This is a genomic window from Thermonema sp., assembly GCF_026003375.1.
GTDB classification, from domain to species: Bacteria; Bacteroidota; Bacteroidia; order Cytophagales; family Thermonemataceae; genus Thermonema; species Thermonema rossianum.
The window spans coordinates 387,811-406,894 of the sequence record NZ_BPHD01000003.1; the positions used below are offsets into that span (position 1 = coordinate 387,811).

Here is a 19,084-nt window from a genome sequence, read left to right on the forward strand (position 1 = left end):
AGCAGCAGGGCTGCAAAGAAACGACTTGGCTTTCCGCATACCTCGCTTCTTTATTGTTTAGAGGCTTGCGGGGGTGTGGAGTGAAAGAAGCGATGGATTTGCTGCGCTTTGCTTTTACCTACTATTTGCGCAAGTGCTTCTTCGGATGCGTCGCGGACGGCTTGAACGCTGCGGAAGTGTTGCAGCAGTTTTTGAGCTGTTTTTTCTGCAACTCCGGGAATTTGGGTCAAGACCGACTCAAAGCTTTCTTTACTTCTTTTGTCACGATGGAAAGTAATGGCAAAGCGGTGCGCTTCGTCACGCAGGTGTTGAATCAGACGGAGGGCCGGTGACTTTTTGCTTAAATGCAGGGGGTACTTATCGCCCGGACGGTAGATTTCTTCCAGCCGCTTGGCTATGCCTATGGTTGGTATCTGATCTGCCAGGTTCAGTGCTTTTAAAGCATCGAGTGCAGCATTGAGTTGTCCTTTGCCACCATCGATGACTATGAGCTGAGGCAGCTCGCCCCCTTCTTCGACTTGCCGCTTATAGCGCCGGTAAACCACTTCGCGCATCGAGGCAAAATCATCGGGACCTTCCACCGTTTTGATGTGAAACTTGCGGTACTCACTCTTTGCAGGTTTGCCGTCGATGAAGCAAACCATGGCAGCTACCGGGTGTTGTCCTTGTATATTGGAGTTATCGAAGCATTCAATGCGCCGTGGAAGCTGTGGCAATTGCAGGGCATCTTGTAGCTCTATGAGCGCTTGGTTTTTCTTCTCTTGCCGCTTGCCCTGTTTCTTCAGTTCTTCTTTGCGCAAGAGGTATATGTTATGCAAGCCCATTTCAATAAGACGGCGTTTGTCCCCGATTTGGGGGACTTGGGTTTGCAACTGTTCACCGTGTATTTCCAAATTGCTGAGCACAGGCACCCGTGCTTCGAAACGGTACTTGATTTTCATTTGTTCATAGACACGCTCGGCTATTTCGGCTTCGGTGTCTTCTAATGGGCACTGCACCGCAAATGTTTCGGTGTGGATGATGGCGCCTTCACGTATGTAAAAAAAGCAAGCATAAGCTTTGCCGGGTTGGGGTTTGTTGAGTACAATCACCACCAAATCGCCGTATTTGGGGTTGGTCACCGTGCGCTTTTGTTGGAATACTTGCAGCTTGTCGATTTTTTCTTTCCAAAACTGCGCTTCCTCGAAACGCAGTTCAGCCGCCGCTGCCAGCATTTTTTCTTCAAAGAACGTCTTCACCTCCGATATTTGTCCTTTCAGCACACGGCGCACCTGTTCTATGTCGGCGCGATAGTCTTCGCGGCTTTGTTTTCCTTCGCAGGGAGCTTGGCAATTGCCTATGTGATACTCCAGGCAGGCAGCAAACTTACCCTGTGCAATGCCTGTGGGGGTAAGGGGCAAGTGACACGAGCGCACCGTGAACAATTGCTTGAGCAGGTCTAAAAGCTCATACATGTCACCTGCCCGGGCGTAAGGACCGAAGTATTCGCCACGGTATTGGTCCAGCCGCCGGGTGGTCAATATGCGCGGAAAGTCTTCTTCTGTGATGCAAATGTAGGGGTAGGTTTTGTCGTCTTTGAGCAGGATGTTGTATTTGGGCTGATGGCTCTTGATAAGGCTGTTTTCAAGTAGCAGGGCATCTTGCTCGGAAGGCACCACGGTATATTCTATGCGGTCGATTTGTTGCACCAGGCGTCGTGTCTTGCGGTTGAGCTGCTCCGGTGCCTTGAAGTAGGAGCGTACCCGCTTGCGCAGGGACTTGGCTTTGCCTACGTAAAGCAGCTTGCCGCCGGCATCATAAAAACGATAGACTCCTGCCTCGTCGGGCAAGAGTCTGAGCGTTTCTTCTATATGTGCTTTGCCTGTGTTGCTCATGGCTTACAGGGCTTCTTCGTCTATGATCTCAATTTTGATTTTATCGCTGGTGCCTTCGCGCAGCTTTTTACAATCAAGCTCTACACTGATTTGAGCGGGGCGGGGGAAATAACCGGGTTTGTAAGGAATGTTTTTATCCTCGTAAATGGCTTTGGTGAAGTTGCCCCAAATAGGAAGTGCCAGCACGGCACCTTGCCCGTCGATGATGGAAGGGAAGCGTATGTGCATGTCGTCGCCGCCAACCCACACACCCGCCACATAATCTTTGGTAACGCCCATAAACCAACCGTCGGCATGGTTTTGTGTGGTACCGGTTTTTGCACCAATTTCGTTGTTTTGGGTGATGCCATAGCTGTGCAGGCGCACAGAGGTTCCGCCCGGTTCCAGAGCTGCTTTCAACATGTGAAGCATCATATAGGCTTTTTCTTCGCTCATGACTTCGCGGGCATCCGGCACAAACTCTTCTATGACCTTACCATTGCGGTCGGTAATGCGGGTAATGTAAATAGGTTCGATGCGCTTGCCTTGGTTCAAAAAGACCGAATAGGCTTGACACAGCTCATAAAGTGTGACGGCACTGGATCCCAAAGCCAAGGAACCTACGGGGTCCAAGGGGCTGGTAATGCCCAATTGCCGGGCAAACTTAACTACATTTTGCACGCCGATTTCCATAATGAGCTGGGCAGCAATGGTATTGATGGAGCGCCCCAAGGCTTCGCGTAAAGTATAGCTTTTTCCGGTGAAGCCACCGTAGCTGTTTTTGGGGCTCCAGTCGCCAAAGGTTACTTCCCGGTCCACCATCTCGTAGCAGGGGGTATAGCCCATATCGATAGCAGTGGCATACACAATAGGTTTGAAAGTAGAGCCCGGTTGGCGCCGCCCCTGCTTGACGTGGTCATAGCGGAAGTGCTTGAAGTTGATGCCACCTACCCACGCCCGCACTTTGCCCGTTTGGGCTTCCACACACAGAAAGCCGGCGTGCAGGAAGCGTTTGTAATAACGAATAGAGTCCATGGGACTCATGAGGGTGTCTTTTTCGCCTTCCCAAGAAAAAACAGTCATGGGCACCGGCTTGCGCATTTCGGCAAAAATGGCTTCTTCATCATCGCCATATTGTTGTTTAAGGGTACGGTAACGCTCCGATTGCCGCGCAATACGTTCCAAGTAGCCGGGTACGTTATACCAGGGGTCGCGCCGGCTCCACACTTGATCGAAGCGCTTTTGCCGCTCTTTCATGTGTGCTGCCATGGCTTGTTCGGCATAGGCTTGCACACGCGAATCGATGGTGGTGTAAATTTTATAACCGGCCGTATAGAAATTGTTTTCAGGCAGTCCGCGCTCTTTTTCCCATCGTTTCATGAACTCGCGCACTTCGGCACGAAAATAAGGGGCTATGCCTTCGCCGGGGTCGTCGGGGTGGTAGTCTATCTTCACCGGTGAGGCTATGGCTTTGCGGTAGGTGTCTTTATCGAGGAATTGGTACTTGTACATTTGCCCCAGCACCACATTGCGGCGTTGGCGGCAGGCTTCCGGATGGGACACCGGGCTGTAGCGGGAAGGGGCCTGCAAGAGACCGACAAGTGTGGCTGCTTCAATGGCATCCAAGTCACTTGCAGACTTATTGAAGAAAGTGCGGGCAGCTGCTTCTATGCCAAAGGCGTTGTGTCCGAAGCTCACTTCGTTGAGGTACATGGTAATGATTTCGCGCTTGGTGTAGTTGCGTTCCAAACGCACAGCCGTAATCCACTCTTTGGCTTTGATGATAAGCATGCGCAGCCCCGGCACGCGGGCAAGCGGTCCCAGACTTTCCTTGGCGCGGGTTTCGAACAGGTTTTTTGCCAGTTGTTGGGTGAGGGTACTGCCACCGCCTGATTCCCGCTGTCCCAATAAAATGGTTTTAAAGAACACACGAGCCAGCCCTTTGAGGTCCACACCGGCGTGCTTTTCGAAGCGCACGTCTTCGGTTGCAATCAACGCATTGATGACATAGGGCGAAATTTCTTCGTACTCAACCGGAATGCGGTTGACCAGGTAAAGCTTGCCCATGAGTTTGCCGTCGGCGCTGTAAATCTCCGAAGCCAGCTCACTGCGTGGGTTTTCGAGGGCTTGCAGCGAGGGAAGCTCACCAAATAAGCCTAAAAAATTGACGCTGACAGCCCAGATAAAAAGTGCACTGCCGAATACAGCCAATACAAAAAGAATCCAGATGGCTTTGATATAGCGCTTATATTTGCCGTTTTCCAATACTATGCGCATAGATTTTACGGTTTCTAAGTTTTTTTATGGTGTGTTTGCCGGTAATGAGCCTGTTTGTGCAAGCATTTGTTCTACGAGTTTGGTAAAGGCGCTTTTGGGATGAGAGAGCAAAAAGCGCTGTGCCAAGTCCTGCCATTCGGCTTTTTTGAGTGCGCGGCTGCATAAAATTACTAAAAAGTCTGCTTTCTCGCGCAGGTGGTTTTCAGGAAACTCTTTTTGCAGTTGCTCCAGCTTCTCCAACGCTTTGGCATACTGTTTTCGTTCATAATAAAGAAAGGCTTCACGATAGAGCGCTTCTACCTCGGCGGCTTGCGCCTGCATTTTTTGGTAATAATTGGGGTCGTCTATGAGTTTAAGATAAATACTTTGCGGGTAGGCGCGCCGCAGCTCCTGCACTTGCGCTTGGGCAAGTGTTGGGTTTTTGTCTTTGTAAATCAAATAGCGCAAGTAAAGGACTTCTTCCCGGAAGGGTGTTTGGGGGTAGCGCTCCAGTAACTCACGATAGTGGCGGTCGGCTGCTTGTGGTTCCAGTAGTTGAAACTGATAAATCTTTCCTAAGTTGAACAGCGCATTCTGTGTGCGCTGATGTGAGGCAGCCAAAGCCTGTTCGGTACGGGGCAGCTTTTTCAAGAACTCTTCTTTGAGGGCTTCCACTTGCAAAGCCACGGGGTCGGTAGTGGCCGCTTGGGTAGCAGGCGCAGACAAACTCTCATCTATGGGATATGAAGATGCCTTGGAAGATACGCGCCAGTAGTCAGAAAGTGGACGGTTGCCCCATTTTTGCCGGAAAGCACTTTTCCCTTTAGCCACTGCCAAGGGGTCATCGAAATACCAAATACCGCTTCCCTGTTGATTGATGGCCTCTTGCAGGCTGCTGCCCTGTTGAATGTTTTGTTGTTGCAGAGCCTTCTTACGTGCCTCCTCTTCTTCCATTTGCTTGCGTACCTGCCGCGTAAGCACCTGTGAAAGTTCTTGATCGAAGGCTTCGGGGCTCATGCTTTTTTCTTTCTGTGCCCATAGCCGCAAGCTGTCTTCCAACTCAATGGTTTCTATGTACTCTACAAATTGATTGAGTACTTTGCTTCTGCGTTTTATGTTGTCGTAGAGTGGCTCGTCTTTGGGCAAAAATTGCAGGGTGCTGTCATAATAGGCCTGTGCTGCCCTGTATTTTTTAAGCTCTTCGTAATGAAGGCGAGCCAGGAACAAATAGCTGTAGGCTTTATAAAGAGGGTCTTGGCTTAGCTGTGCCGCACGGCTAAAATCTTCTTTGGCCGCCTCGGGGCGTTGGCGGTAGAGCCAGTACTGTGCGCGGGTATAGTAAATATTACCCCGGTATTCGATGTTTTTCTCGTCTTTGAGTAATCGTTCAAACTGCTTTTCCACTTTGGCATAAGCCACCTTGCGGAAGTCGGCAAGCAACAGGGTTTGCAAACGTGCCATAAGAGAGAGCAGGTAGTCGGGGCGGTGCTTTTGCACCTCTTCAAAAGCTTCATAGGCTTTGTTGCGTTCGTTGGCTTGTTGGTACAACTGCCCCTGCAAATAGTGCAGGCGGGCGCGGTAAGGGTTGCTTTTGAGTAGGGGAAGAGCCAAGTCCAGGCTTTTGAGCGTACGCAGGGTGTCCCGGTTTTTCTGATAGTAAAAAGCCTGAGCCAGATAAAACTCTTTCAAGGCTTCTGCTTCGATGCCCTGCTTGCGTAAGTAGTTTTTTACGGTTTCGGCATTTTGCATTTCGCCTATGGTGGCATAGGTACGTATGAGCTCCGTAAGGGCCAGGTCTTGCACCAAGGCATTTTTGCTTTCTGCGTTCAAGTATTTGAAAGTGCTGATGGCATTTTCGTAGTCACGCAGGTAAAAGCGGGCTTTGCCTACTACAAGATAAGCCCAGTCTGTCCATTCACTATTGGGATGGCGTTCAATGGCAAAAGCAGCTTTCTTGATGCAGTCTTTGAGTGTGGTTTCATACTGCTTCAATTGATTGGTATCTACTTCCGGATATACGGGCAGCAGGCGCAGGTAATGATCTTGACGATTGCGAAAGATGGCATATTCCACGCTGTCAAGACTTTGCTTGGCAAGGAAATAGCCGTTATAGTGCGCATTTAAATTGTGATAAAAACGCGCGACGGGTCCGGTGGATTCGGGGCTGCATCGCCAAAACAAGAGCCCCGCACCAAGACAAACAAGCCAATGAAGCAATCCGGATACTTTCATTTCGACATTATTCAACGAATCATAAGCAAAAATGATACAGCAAGTTTATTCATATTGCACATAGCGGCGCCATTTGTCGAGAGCCGCCTGCATATCTTCGGGCAACGGCTGCTCAAAATACAGCTTTTCTTTGGTACGTGGATGCACAAAGCCCAAGCTGGCAGCATGTAATGCCTGGCGGGGAAGCAATGCGAAGCAGTTTTCTACAAACTGTTTGTATTTGCTGAACGAAGTGCCCCGCAATATTTTGTCACCGCCATAAGTGGCGTCATTGAAAAGGGGGTGCCCCAAGTGTTGCATGTGGACGCGTATCTGGTGGGTACGTCCTGTTTCGAGGCGGCATTCAATCAACGACACATAGCGCAAGTCTTCTATCACCTTGTAGTGAGTCACGGCATATTTGCCTTCCCCTTCATCGAGAACGGTCATCACACGCCGGTCCTTGGGCGAGCGTCCGACATAGTTGGCTACGGTGCCTTCGGCCGGGTCCGGCACGCCCCACACCAGGGCATAATATTTTCGCTCTATGCTGTGATCATAAAACTGCTTGGCAAGAAAGGTCATGGCCAGTTCGGTTTTGGCTATCACCAGCAAGCCGGAGGTGTCCTTGTCGATGCGGTGCACCAAGCCGGGGCGCGATGCCCCGTTTTGAGAAGTAGGCAAGTTTTCAAAATGATACATGAGGGCATTGACCAGGGTGCCTGTCCAGTTTTGATAGGCGGGGTGCACCACCATGCCTGCCGGCTTGTTGACTACCAGCACGTCTTCGTCTTCATATACGATATCGAGGGGAATGTTTTCAGGGATAATCTCATCGACACGCGGTGGCTCGGGCAGGCACACGGTGATGACATCCAGGGGGCGCACTTTATAATTAGGCTTTACCGCCTTTTCGTTCACCTTTACAAACTCGGCATGAATGGCATTTTGTATCTTTGTGCGGGTGGCATTGGCCAAGCGTTCCATCAGGTATTTGTCAATACGCAACGGCTTTTGCCCTTTATCCACAATGATTTTGTGGTGCTCATACAAATCCAACTCTTCTTCTTCCATGAATGACTTGTCTTGCATAGTCAGCAACTTTTTTGAAAAGGTAAATTTACAAGAATTTGCGCAAAGTGCCTTGCAGCCGTTGCCGGATGACCGCCTGGCAAGCCGGGGCATACGGGCAGAGGTGCTGCGCATAGACCGCCTGCATCCCCAAATCTCGGGAAACAAATGGTTGAAGCTGAAATACAACCTGATGGAAGCAGCACGGCAGGGTAAAAGACGCTTGCTTACTTTTGGCGGTGCTTATTCCAACCACCTGTATGCCACGGCGGCCGCAGGCAAGTTGTTGGGATTTGAAACCATTGGCATAGTACGGGGCGAGCGGGTAGAGCCGCTCAATAGCACTTTACGCTTTGCCGAAGAAGCCGGCATGCAGCTGCATTTCGTCAGCCGTGCGGATTACCGGCAAAAGCACAGCTCCGCATTTATTGAACACCTGCATGCTCTCTTTGGCGACTTTTTTCTTGTGCCCGAAGGCGGCAGCAATGTGCATGCAGTGCCGGGATGCATGGAGTTGCCGGGCGAATGGAGTGCTGCTTACGATTATATCTTGTTGCCATGCGGCACAGGTGGCACACTTGCGGGCTTGGCATTGGCTGCCGCGGCACACCAAAAGCTAATAGGGGTGTCGGTGCTCAAAGGTGGCGCTTTCCTTTATGAAGAGGTAAAGCGCCTGCAAGAAGCCTATGCCGGGCACCATACGCAAAACTTCGAGATATGGACAGATTACGCCCATCGCGGCTATGCCAAGACAACCGAAGCACTGCGCCTTTTTATGCAAGATTGGCAGCGGCAATATCCTTCAGTGCCCATAGAACATGTGTATTCTGCAAAAATGTTTTATGCTTTCTTTGCCGAAGTGGAAAAAGGTTATTTCCCGTCCGGCAGCCGTGTCTTGTTAATTCATACGGGGGGCTTAAGGGTAGAACATGAGTGATTTATTTGATTTTGAGTGAAAAAACATAGGCCGGCTTTGTGGTGACTTAGGCATAAATTGCGTATTTTGATGAGCACAGCTTATTTATGCCATGTCCCGTGCCTATCCTTTTTTTAACGGAAAACATGTGGTGATTACCGGTGCTGCTTCCGGTATAGGCTACGCCCTCACCACAGCCTTACTGCCGGTGGCCGCTTCCATGCTGTTGGTAGATGTGAAGCGCGAAACACTGGAAACACTTCGCACCCAGAGTAGCCATGTACACATTTTGCAAGCCGACCTTTCGACACGGGCAGGTTGTGAAGCCCTGCTCGAACACCTGCGCAAGGCATCCCGGGCGCCCGATGTGGTATTTTTAAATGCGGGGGTTGCCCTTTATGGACGTTTCGATGCACCCGGTTGGCAACAAATAGAGTCGCTTTTGATGCTCAATGCCGGCGGCGTGATGTATATGAGTGGACAGCTGTTGCGGCTTTTTCCCGAGGTCAGGTTGTGCATCACGGCTTCTTCCATGGCTTTTTTGGGTATTCCGGGCTATGCCCTGTATGCAGCGACCAAGGCAGCTTTGCACCGCTGGGCGCAAACACTGTGGGCAGAGGGTGAGCGCCGCCTCACGCTGGTGTATCCCATAGCCACGCGCACGCGCTTTTTCAATGCGGCTCAAAGCCCCTTGCTTTTTCCCAACCAAAGTGCCACACAGGTAGTTAAAGCTATATTGCGGGGGATAAGCCGGGGGAAAAGGCGGATTTTCCCTTCAAGGCTTTTTTATTGCATCACAATCCCCGTATTTTTGTACGAATTTTTTATGCGCTTATATACCGCCTATGCGCGGCGGCTCTTAAATCAAAGAACATTGAAAAAACAATGATTGGAATTGTTGTAGGAACCAACCGCAAAGAAGCCGTTTCGGAACAGGTAGCCGCCTATTATGCCGCCTTGCTGAATGAGAGAGGACAAACTGCCGATATTATACGCTTGACCGAACTGCCGCCTGATTTTATTGCAACGGCACTTTATGAGCATGCAGGCAAGAACGAGCAATTCAACCGTGTGCGTGACCGCTTATTGGCTGCTTCCCGCTTGGTGTTCGTCGTACCCGAATACAATGGCTCTTTTCCCGGTGTATTGAAGGCTTTTTTGGACGGCTTCCCTTACCCCAGTGGCTTGGAAGGCAAGCGCATTGCATTGGTAGGTGTCTCTACCGGCATACAAGGGGGCGCTTTGGCGCTCAGTCATCTGAACGATATTTTTTCATACCTGCATGCCGACGTGGTAGGGGTCAGGGTAAAGTTGATGCAGATAGACCGGTACTTGCAAGAAGGAAAGATTACCCATCCGTTTTATAACCAACTGTTGAGCATGCAAATCGATGCCTTGCTGCGCTAAATTTGTACTTCCTTACGAAGTTGCGTAACTTCGCATCCCATAGTGGTAGAAATACAACCTTCATAAGCATATAACCATTATGGGCACGCAAACAAAATACATCTTCGTAACCGGTGGCGTTACTTCTTCCTTAGGCAAAGGCATCATTGCTTCTTCTTTGGCGAAACTGCTGCAAGCACGCGGCTTCTCGGTGACCATTCAAAAGTTCGACCCCTACATCAACGTGGACCCGGGCACGCTGAACCCTTACGAGCACGGCGAGTGCTATGTAACCGACGACGGCGCTGAAACCGACTTGGATTTGGGGCACTACGAGCGCTTTTTGAATATTCCCACTTCGCAAGCCAACAACGTAACGACGGGGCGTATTTATCACTCGGTGATTACAAAAGAGCGTCAAGGCGCTTATCTGGGCAAAACCGTGCAGGTGGTGCCCCATATTACCGATGAAATCAAAGCCAACTTCCGTAAGCTTGCCGAAACGGGCAACTACGATATCATCATTACCGAAATAGGGGGCTGTGTAGGCGACATCGAGTCGCTTCCTTTTTTGGAAGCACTGCGCCAGTTCCGTTGGGAGGTAGGCGCCAACAACTCGCTGGTAGTGCATCTTACCTTGGTGCCCTATCTGAAATCGGCCGGTGAGTTGAAAACCAAGCCCACACAGCATTCAGTGAAAGAGCTGCTTCAAACAGGTATCCAGCCCGATATATTGGTGTGTCGTACAGAATACCCCTTACCTGTTGAAATACGGAAAAAAATAGCCCTGTTCTGCAACGTGAACATCAATTCGGTGATTGAAGCCATCGATGCCGATACCATCTACGATGTGCCCTTGCTCATGTTAAAAGAAAAACTTGACGAAAGGGCACTCATAAAGCTCAAGCTGCCCCACAAGCGCGAGCCCGACATGGAAGCATGGAAACAGTTTTTGGGCAAGCTGAAAAACCCCACTTCTTCGGTCAACATATGCTTGGTGGGCAAGTATGTGGAATTGCACGATGCTTACAAATCCATTGTGGAAGCATTCGTACATGCCGGTGCTTACAATGAGTGCAAAGTCAATATTCGTTGGATACAGTCGGACCATCTGAGCGAAGAGAATATCGAAAGCAAGCTGGGCGGACTGGACGGCATCTTGGTAGCGCCCGGCTTCGGCGAACGCGGTATCGAAGGTAAAGTATTGGCAGTACGTTATGCCCGTGAAAACAAGGTGCCTTTCTTCGGCATTTGCTTGGGCATGCAGTGTGCGGTAGTAGAGTTTGCCCGCCATGTCATAGGCTTGGAGGGCGCCCACACTACCGAAGTGAACCCCGAAACGCCCTATCCGGTCATTCATCTGATGGAAGAGCAAAAGCATATTCAAGACAAAGGGGGCACCATGCGTTTAGGCGCTTACCCTTGTGTGTTGGAGAAGGGCTCTAAGGCATACCAAGCCTATGGCAAAAGCAAAATCAGCGAACGCCATCGCCATCGTTACGAGTTCAACAATGAATTCCGGGAGTTATTTGAAAAGCATGGCATGCGGGCTACCGGCATCAACCCCGATAAAAACCTCGTAGAGATAGTAGAAATTGAGGACCATCCTTGGTTTGTGGCCGTGCAGTTCCACCCCGAGCTGAAAAGCACGGTCATGAATCCGCATCCCTTGTTTATGAAATTTGTACAGGCAGCACGTCACTATGCACAGCTGCGCAGTGGTGAAGTGACCGTCTAAGGGCGCACAATCAAGCCAACAGCAGCATAACGCAGGCATACCGTGTACTTTTTTAACGGCATGCCTGCGTGTTTTTTACACAAGAGCAAGCGTTTTGTTCGGCTTTTTCTTGACCTGTGCAAGCTGTGGATGATAAGCTACGAATATGGCGGCTTGGGGATGAACCCGCAGAAAGTCACGCACCTGATCGTAGCGGGCATATCCTTCAAAGCCGAAGCCATGTGCATTGCTTATGTGGGCATGCAGCTCACGAAAAGGAAACTGCGCCAACAGCTCGCGTGCGTGGCCACTTACCCATAGCGGCAAAACCGCTTCTTCTTGAAAATAGCGCTTCACGAGCGGAACCTTCGTAGAGAAAGTGCCCCTTAATACCTGTATTACGTCAGCCATCACAGCGGCCCCTGTGGGCGTGCTGCCCGCCCCTTTGCCCCGCAGCAGTTGCGGATGCGCATAGCGCAACCCGACCTCTATGGCATTCTCTTCTTGCTCTATCTGCGCCAGCGGATCGTGCCCGGGTAAAAGTGCAGGTAAAACAAAAGCATTTATACTTCCGTTGGCTTCGGTATGCACCTGCGCCAGCAGCTTCACACGATAGTTTTTGCGCAGACAATAGCTGTTGGTCAAAGCATCAAGATGCTGTATGCCTACGCGCAGGAGTTGCTCCGGGGCTACTTCTATGCCAAAGCCATGGTAAAGCAGAATGCTAAGTTTATAGGCTGCGTCGAAGCCTTCCACATCCAGCGTGGGATCGGACTCGGCAAAGCCCAAGGTCTGCGCTTCTTGCAGGGCAGCCTCATAACTGAGCCCTTCGTGGCGTATCTTGCTTAAAATAAAATTGGTAGAGCCGTTGATGATGCCACGTAGCCACTCGATGCGGTCGGCGCGGTAGTAGTTTTGCAACAGCTGCAAGATGGGGATGCTGCCGGCTACGGCCGCTTCGTAAAGAAAAGCGCGTTGCCGGCTCTTAGCCAATGCGCGCAGTTCGCTGCCGTAAAGTGCCACCATCTTTTTATTGGCACTCACCACGTGCTTGCCTGAAAGCAAAGCTTCGCGTGCAATACGGTAAGCAGCTTCGGCATCGTCTATGGCTTCTACAATCAGCGAGATGGTGGGATCGCCCAAAATGTCCTGGGCTTGAAAATAAAATTTGCCTGTAGCAATGGGGCGCTCTTTGTGCGGATTCTTGACCACTATTTTCCGTATCTCGGCATGCACCTCGTTTTGTTCCCGGAAAATGCGGTAGAACCCTTGCCCCACGCAACCAAAGCCAAACAAACCAATTTGAACAGGAAAAGTACTCATAGCCGGTGGATTTTTAAATGAAAGAAAGGTGTGACAAAAGAAAAGAGTATGTAGTGGCAGCATCACCTATGGCACAGCAAACAAACAGTTGTTGCTTTGTTTGAAATAGTCGAAGTAGAAGCGCTGTACCGCTTCGGTTTCAATCAAAAAGGCATCGTGCCCATAGACCGAGTGCAAGATGCGCAGCGACGCATGGGGGATATAATGTGCCAGCAACTGCTGTTCTGCCAGCGGAAACAACACATCGGTGCTGATGCCCAACACCAGTACCTGCGCACGTATGCGTGCCAGTGCTGCTTCCACGCCACCACGCCCGCGTCCTACGTCGTGGCTGTCCATGGCTTTCGACAGCCAGTAATAGCTAAATGCATGGAAACGGCTGCGCAGCTTCTTCCCCTGATAGCGCTGATAAGAAGCCGCCCGGAAGTCATCCGTTCGTTCACTTCCGTCTGTTTCGCTTTGTGTGAGCGCATAGCTTTGATAGTGGCGGTAGGAAAGCATGGCACAAGCACGGGCTGCTTCCATGCCTTTCAGACCGGCTTCGGGCGTGCGCAGCCCCCAGCTGCTGTCGGCTTCTATAGCCATGCGTTGCGCTTCATTGAACGCAATGCCCCAAGGGGAGTGGCGGGCGTTGCAGGCAATCAAATAAGCCGAATCGAACAGATCAGGGACTTCTATCAGCCATTCGAGCGCCTGTTGCCCGCCCATAGACCCTCCTATGATGCAACGGATGCGGCGAATCCCCAAGTGGCGGCGCAAGAGCTCAAACCCTCTGACTATATCCCGGTTGGTAAGCAAAGGAAAATCATAGTAGTAAGGTGTGCCGGTTGAAGGATTGGGAGACAGCGGGTTGGTTGAGCCATAACACGAGCCAAGCATGTTGGCACAAACGATAAAATGGCGTGCAGGGTCCAGCAGGCGTCCTTCGCCAAAGAGCCTTGCCCACCATTGATCCACGTCTGCGCTGCCCGTGAGTGCATGGCATACCCACACCACATTGTCGGCTTGTTCGTTTAGTTGCCCGTAGGTGCGGTAAGCCACCGTGAGGCCCTCGAGGCGGTCGCCGCGTTCCGTAATAAAAGGTGCTCGATATTGGAAGGTCTGTAACATGAGTTTAGGCAGTCACTGCGGTTGCTATTTTTTCAAAAGCCTGTTCGAAGTCGGCAATGATGTCATCGATATGCTCGATGCCTACCGATACACGTATTAAATTGGGCTCTACGCCGGCGCTTCGTTGCTCCGCTTCGCTCAACTGCTGGTGTGTAGTAGAAGCCGGATGAATCACGAGCGTTTTGGCATCGCCCACGTTGGCCAAGTGGCTGGCCAGTTTCAAATGATTGATAAAGGCTGCTGCTTTCTCTTTTCCCCCTTTGATGGCGAAGGTGAGCACCCCACCGAAACCGTTGCGCAGATACTTCTTCGCCAATTGGTGATAGGGGCTGCTTTCCAAACCGGGGTAGTTTACATACTCGACCTGCTCGTGTTGTTCGAGCCAGCGCGCCAGCGCCAAGGCGTTGTCCACGTGGCGCTGTACCCGCAAAGAAAGCGTTTCCAACCCCTGCAACAGCAAGAAAGCATTGAAGGGACTCAGGCTGGGACCATAGTCGCGCAGTCCTTCCACACGTGCACGAATGATGAAAGCTATATTGCCAAAGGGACTGTCAGGACCGAAAGCATCCCAAAAGACCAAGCCGTGGTAGCCTTCCGAGGGCTCGGTGAATTGAGGAAACTTGCCGTTGCCCCAGTTGAAACGCCCACTGTCCACAATGATGCCGCCAATGCTATTGCCATGCCCGCCAATCCACTTGGTAGCGGAAGCGGTTACTACTGCCGCCCCGTAGTCAATGGGACGGAACAAATAGCCGGCCGCGCCAAAGGTATTGTCCACTACCAGGGGAATGCCGTGCCGGTCCGCCAGCTTGGCAATGGCTTCAAAGTCAGGAATGTTGAAGCCCGGGTTGCCGATGGTTTCCAAGTAAATGGCTTTGGTCTTGTCATCAATCAGGCGCTCGAAGCTTTCTACTTTGTCGCCTTCGGCAAAGCGTGCCTCTATGCCCAAACGCTTGAAGCTTACTTTGAATTGGTTATAGGTGCCGCCATACAAATAGGAGGTCGTCACGAAATTGTCGCCGGCTTGCAGTATGTTGGTCAGGGCAATGAACTGTGCCGCCTGCCCGGAAGCCGTGGCTAAGGCTGCCACACCACCTTCGAGTGCCGCAATGCGCTTTTCAAACACATCGGTGGTGGGGTTCATAATGCGGGTGTAAATGTTACCAAACTCTTGCAGCGCAAAGAGGCGTGCACCGTGTTCGGCATCATTGAACACATAAGAGGTGGTTTGGTAGATAGGTACGGCGCGGGCACCTGTGGCCGGGTCGGGCTCTTGTCCCGCATGCAACTGAAGGGTTTCGAAACGGTAATTACTCATAGCTGGTTGATGGTTTGAAGTGAAACAAATATTTATTTAGACTAAATAAGTCTCTGGGGATAATAAAAACACCCTTGGTGCAAGTCTTAACATGCACCTGCATACGGTGGAAGTACGCCAAAAGAAAGGGGAGATTACATACAACAACAGCAACAACACATCTGCATCATGCGGAAGCGGGAAGAGGCATGAAGATGCTTGCTTGCAAGAGCTGCGAAAGAGTGTTTGTGTTGAGTGTGTTTGTTGATAAGAAACATGACTTTTTCCGGTTTATATTTCCTAAATGACCTTCATTTAGGCGGGATTTGGCACCTTGCCGTGCGGCAGGTTGCCAGCGCTTCACAGAGCCCGTTCTCTCTGCGCTTCTCTATAAACCTTTTACTTTCGTGAAAAAGTAAAAGTAAGAGGTTCGATGCTGCAATGATAAATAAGCTTTCTGACTTGTGCAAATTTATTTAAAAAAAATCGCTTTACCTTGTGGGTAAGTTGCCCGTTTACCGCCAGTCATAGGTGAATAATACAGTACGACTTTTTGGTTCGTAAAATGTTAAAATAGCGTCGGCGCCATGTCCACAATAGTGATAGCCGGCAACTTCTGCAACGAGAAAAAAATGGTTGCCCTTATAGGAAATTGAAATTCCATCGCCGGGCAGGTTTTCCCCGGCAGTTTCGTGAAAAAACATATCAAAGGCGGGAGGAGGGAGAGTGCTGTCCGTCCAATTTCCGTAGTGAATCTCTCCGCCCGGTCTGTCGATAAAATCTTGCGGGTTATCTGCTTGCCATGGCAACAATTGCCCTTTGCTTTTATAGCCGGATTTTACTTTCCGGTAGGTATCCTTTCCCTCTTTAATATGCTCAAGCAATAGTTCGTCTACTTTGTCTTTATGATTATGAACAGACGCCGATAAAAAGTAGCCTTCATCACCTAAAAATTGATATTTATTGTCCTTTGTGAGCTCCAAGGTAAGCCAATTTTCCCCACAAAATGCATTATGGAACTCGGCTGTTTCTTCTCCTATAAAGCCTTCGTAAGGTTCTACCGGGGCACAGTCGTACCCTTTAAGTCGTTCCTTAGTAAGCCCAAGTCTATGGAAATGAGGGGCAGTAAATAATTTTCCAGCGAAGCTTGAGCAGGTATAAATATATCTTCGGGAAAAGGAGTTAAGCCTCTTATTGGTCTTTTGATGCTTTTTCCGTGATAGTTTGCGTTCCTGTCTTCCATTGTTTTATTGCTGTGGTTAAGTCAATCTGAGAGGGTCCCTTTGCCCATTATCATCGGCTTTATGGGCACCCTCAATATAGTTTACACGAGAGAGCTGCAAAATAATACTTTTAGTGGCTATATCCTACGAATATGCCTGATTGAAAGTTTATGTGTTAATGTTTTTTCATGAGCTTTTAAGCGAAGTGCAAGAGGATAATAGTTGCTTTTTTATAGATATTCATACATAAAAATATTTTCTTTTTGATAAAGCCTACTTGTCTTTCTGGTAGGCTTTCTTTTGATTTGCATCATAATTTAAAACAAGTCTAAATAAAAATAACTTAATCATGAGAAATATCACACTTACTTTCTGGATTTTGCTTGCAACTGCTTTGGGAGCATACGCCCAAGGTAGCTTGCAAGGCGTAGTTTATGATGATGAGGGGCAGCCGTTGCCGGGCGCTCAGCTCCATTTGAAGGAGGCGGGTTTGAGTGCCGTCAGCGATGAGACCGGAGCTTTTGTCTTTCGACACCTGGCGCCGGGCACTTATACCCTGCAAGTACATTTTATCGGTTTCCGTGCGTGGCAGCAAATCATTACCCTTCGTGAGGGCGAATCGAAGAGCATAAAAGTGCAGTTGCAGGCAGATATTGCCGCTTTGGAAGAGGTGGTAGTAACCGATAATAAAAGCCTGCCTGCGCCACCCACGCAGTCTTCGCCTTCTTTGCGTATGGAACGTGCCGTTCTGGAGATTCCTCAAAACGTGCAGCTCATAGACAAGCAGCTTCTGCAGCATCAACAAGTGGTGGAAATGCTGGAGGGCGTCAACAAGAACGTGAGCAATGCCCAATTGATTGAGCACTGGGGCAACTTCGCCCGTGTCAATATGCGGGGATTCAAAGTGCCGGCATTCCGTAACGGTTTGAATGTGGATATGCCCTGGGGACCGCTGAGTGAGGACATGGCGATTGTCGAACGCATAGAGTTTGTGAAAGGACCTGCTGCTTTCTTGGCACCCTCGGGCGATGCGGGCGGGCTTTATAATGTGGTGACCAAAAAAGCCTCACCGCTTACTTCTAACGAGGTATCACTTCTGTATGGCAGCTTTCAGACCCTGCGGGCGGCTTTCGATGTAGGCGGCAGCTTGCCCAACCGCAAGCTGCATTATAGGCTGAATGTAGCTGCTTCTACCAAGGGGTCGCATCGCCCTTATGAGTACTCCGAGCGCTTTACTTTGATGCCTTCTTTACGCTATGATATTGACGAGCGCACTTCGATTACCGCTGAGTATATTTATCAGCAGGCAGATATGACGCCATTGGGCACGGCTTATGTTTTTTCGCCTAACAAAATAGGGGAGCTGGACCGTGACTTTACCTTGGCGGAGCCCAATTTACCGTTGACTCATATTGCCGAGCACAACGCCATGGTGGAGTTGCGTAGAGCTCTTTCCAAAGACTGGACAGCCACTGCCAAACTGGCTATTTTCCGCTACGAGCAAGAAGGTAATACGCTTTGGCCTTTGCAGGTGGCACCCAACGGCGATGTACTGCGGGGCATGAGCATCTGGGATGCTCTGCAGTCCTCTAAGATGGGACAAGTGACTGTAAACGGTGCCTTTCAAACGGCTGCCGTACAGCATCATGTGATGATAGCTGCCGACTTTTATGACAAATCTTATTTTGCAGATTGGAACCAAAATGCTCTCTTGGCAGGTATGACGCCTTTCAACATTTACAAGCCGGTATATGGCGTACCTGCTGACTCTATTCCTACGTTTGACCGCAGCAAAGACTTGCGTATTAGAGCCGGTTTCAACCAAGTGGGGCAGCAAAGTCAAAGTATCTTTGTGCAAGATGAGATTGCACTGCTTTCTAATCTGTTCTTGACACTGGGTGTGCGTTTTACCGATGTGAGAGAATGGAGCTATGGAAACACAGTAAGCTCCCAAGCATGGAGCCCGCGGGCATCGTTGCTATGGAAGGCTTCGAACCAACTAAGTGTCTATGCTCTTTATGACCGTTCGTTTCAGCCGCAAGTAGGTACCGATGCACAAGGCAACGCTTTCGACCCGATATATGCCAACCTGCTGGAGGGCGGCATAAAAACAAGCCTGTTGAACAATCAGCTGCAGGCTACCTTGTCGGCTTTCCAAATTACAAAAGAAAATGTGTTGACTGCTGACCCCAACAATCCCCAATACTCCATTCAGCTGGGCGAAGTGCAAGGACAAGGTGTGGAATTTGACTTGCAGGGTAACCTGAACGACGACTTCTACATACTTCTAAACTATGCTTTCAACGACTTGAGCATTTCAGAAGACACCGACCCCAACAAGGTAGGGCAGAAGCTGCCGGGATATGCCACCCATTCCGCAAACCTGTGGGCAGAGTACAAGTTCACTAAGCTGCCGGCCATCAAGCATTTCTTTGTGGGAGTAGGCTCGCAACATGCTTGGGAGCGCTCTTCTTGGGCGTGGGGTGAAGACAATCAGTCTATCTTGCCCGACTACTGGCGCATGGATGCTTCCATCGGCTGGCAGAAAGGTCCTATTACCTTGATGGTAAAGGTAAACAACCTTACAGACGCCTATTTGTATTCTGGAAGTGCTTACTCTGCCTTCTACTACTGGCAAACCGAACCCGGACGCAACTACCGCTTCTCCTTGAACTACAGATTTTAGTCAATATTAAAGCTTAAAATAAGGACAGTAGAAAC

General features: G+C 50.1%; 13 protein-coding genes and 1 riboswitch. Of the genes, 5 read left to right on the top strand and 8 right to left on the bottom strand.

The window, feature by feature from the left end:
• Nucleotides 1-50 precede the first annotated feature (50 nt).
• The 4 genes from uvrC to QVE43_RS11345 are packed head-to-tail and all read right to left on the bottom strand — an operon-like array spanning nt 51 to nt 7,412.
• The gene (uvrC, locus tag QVE43_RS11330) at nt 51-1,874 is read right to left on the bottom strand and encodes an excinuclease ABC subunit UvrC (RefSeq protein WP_288007235.1); all 1,824 of its coding nucleotides are present in this window, start codon (nt 1,872-1,874) and stop codon (nt 51-53) included.
• Between the two features lie 3 nt (nt 1,875-1,877).
• Nucleotides 1,878-4,130: a penicillin-binding protein 1A gene (locus tag QVE43_RS11335; protein WP_288007237.1), complete on the bottom strand. Its 2,253-nt coding sequence runs from the start codon at nt 4,128-4,130 to the stop codon at nt 1,878-1,880.
• Nucleotides 4,131-4,154: 24 nt separating this feature from the next.
• Nucleotides 4,155-6,341 (bottom strand): tetratricopeptide repeat protein, encoded by a 2,187-nt coding sequence (locus QVE43_RS11340; protein ID WP_288007239.1) that lies wholly within the window; start codon nt 6,339-6,341, stop codon nt 4,155-4,157.
• Nucleotides 6,342-6,386: 45 nt separating this feature from the next.
• The gene (locus QVE43_RS11345; protein WP_288007241.1) at nt 6,387-7,412 is read right to left on the bottom strand and encodes an RluA family pseudouridine synthase; all 1,026 of its coding nucleotides are present in this window, start codon (nt 7,410-7,412) and stop codon (nt 6,387-6,389) included.
• On the opposite strand from QVE43_RS11345, the gene QVE43_RS11350 reads away from it, so the two are divergent.
• From QVE43_RS11350 to QVE43_RS11365, 4 genes are all read left to right on the top strand, one after another.
• Nucleotides 7,393-8,328, top strand: a complete 936-nt coding sequence (locus tag QVE43_RS11350) for a 1-aminocyclopropane-1-carboxylate deaminase/D-cysteine desulfhydrase (protein WP_288007243.1) — start codon at nt 7,393-7,395, stop codon at nt 8,326-8,328. The two genes, QVE43_RS11345 and QVE43_RS11350, sit on opposite strands and share 20 nt — an antisense overlap.
• Before the next feature lie 91 nt (nt 8,329-8,419).
• Nucleotides 8,420-9,196 carry an SDR family oxidoreductase gene (locus QVE43_RS11355; RefSeq protein ID WP_288007245.1) on the top strand — a complete coding sequence of 259 codons (777 nt, stop codon included), beginning with the start codon at nt 8,420-8,422 and terminating at the stop codon, nt 9,194-9,196.
• Nucleotides 9,193-9,714 (top strand): NADPH-dependent FMN reductase, encoded by a 522-nt coding sequence (locus tag QVE43_RS11360; RefSeq protein WP_288007247.1) that lies wholly within the window; start codon nt 9,193-9,195, stop codon nt 9,712-9,714. The genes QVE43_RS11355 and QVE43_RS11360 overlap by 4 nt, the downstream gene beginning before the upstream one ends.
• Before the next feature lie 79 nt (nt 9,715-9,793).
• A complete protein-coding gene (locus tag QVE43_RS11365; protein ID WP_288007249.1) occupies nt 9,794-11,431 on the top strand; it encodes a CTP synthase in 1,638 nt (545 codons plus the stop codon).
• A 75-nt stretch (nt 11,432-11,506) separates the two neighbouring features.
• On the opposite strand, the gene QVE43_RS11370 is transcribed toward QVE43_RS11365, so the two are convergent.
• The 4 genes from QVE43_RS11370 to QVE43_RS11385 all read right to left on the bottom strand — a co-directional run bounded on the left by QVE43_RS11370 (nt 11,507) and on the right by QVE43_RS11385 (nt 16,123).
• Nucleotides 11,507-12,733: a homoserine dehydrogenase gene (locus QVE43_RS11370; RefSeq protein ID WP_288007251.1), complete on the bottom strand. Its 1,227-nt coding sequence runs from the start codon at nt 12,731-12,733 to the stop codon at nt 11,507-11,509.
• 66 nt (nt 12,734-12,799) lie between these two features.
• The gene (gene metX, locus QVE43_RS11375) at nt 12,800-13,843 is read right to left on the bottom strand and encodes a homoserine O-acetyltransferase (protein ID WP_288007253.1); all 1,044 of its coding nucleotides are present in this window, start codon (nt 13,841-13,843) and stop codon (nt 12,800-12,802) included.
• A gap of 4 nt (nt 13,844-13,847) precedes the next feature.
• Entirely contained in the window at nt 13,848-15,161 is a 1,314-nt protein-coding gene (locus QVE43_RS11380; RefSeq protein WP_288007255.1) for an O-acetylhomoserine aminocarboxypropyltransferase/cysteine synthase family protein, read from the bottom strand.
• Nucleotides 15,162-15,428: 267 nt separating this feature from the next.
• Nucleotides 15,429-15,537, bottom strand: a riboswitch (SAM riboswitch).
• A 118-nt stretch (nt 15,538-15,655) separates the two neighbouring features.
• Entirely contained in the window at nt 15,656-16,123 is a 468-nt protein-coding gene (locus tag QVE43_RS11385; RefSeq protein WP_288007257.1) for a hypothetical protein, read from the bottom strand.
• 589 nt (nt 16,124-16,712) lie between these two features.
• Between QVE43_RS11385 and QVE43_RS11390 the strand changes: the two genes are divergently transcribed.
• The gene (locus QVE43_RS11390) at nt 16,713-19,049 is read left to right on the top strand and encodes a TonB-dependent receptor (RefSeq protein ID WP_288007259.1); all 2,337 of its coding nucleotides are present in this window, start codon (nt 16,713-16,715) and stop codon (nt 19,047-19,049) included.
• The last annotated feature ends 35 nt before the right edge of the window (nt 19,050-19,084 follow it).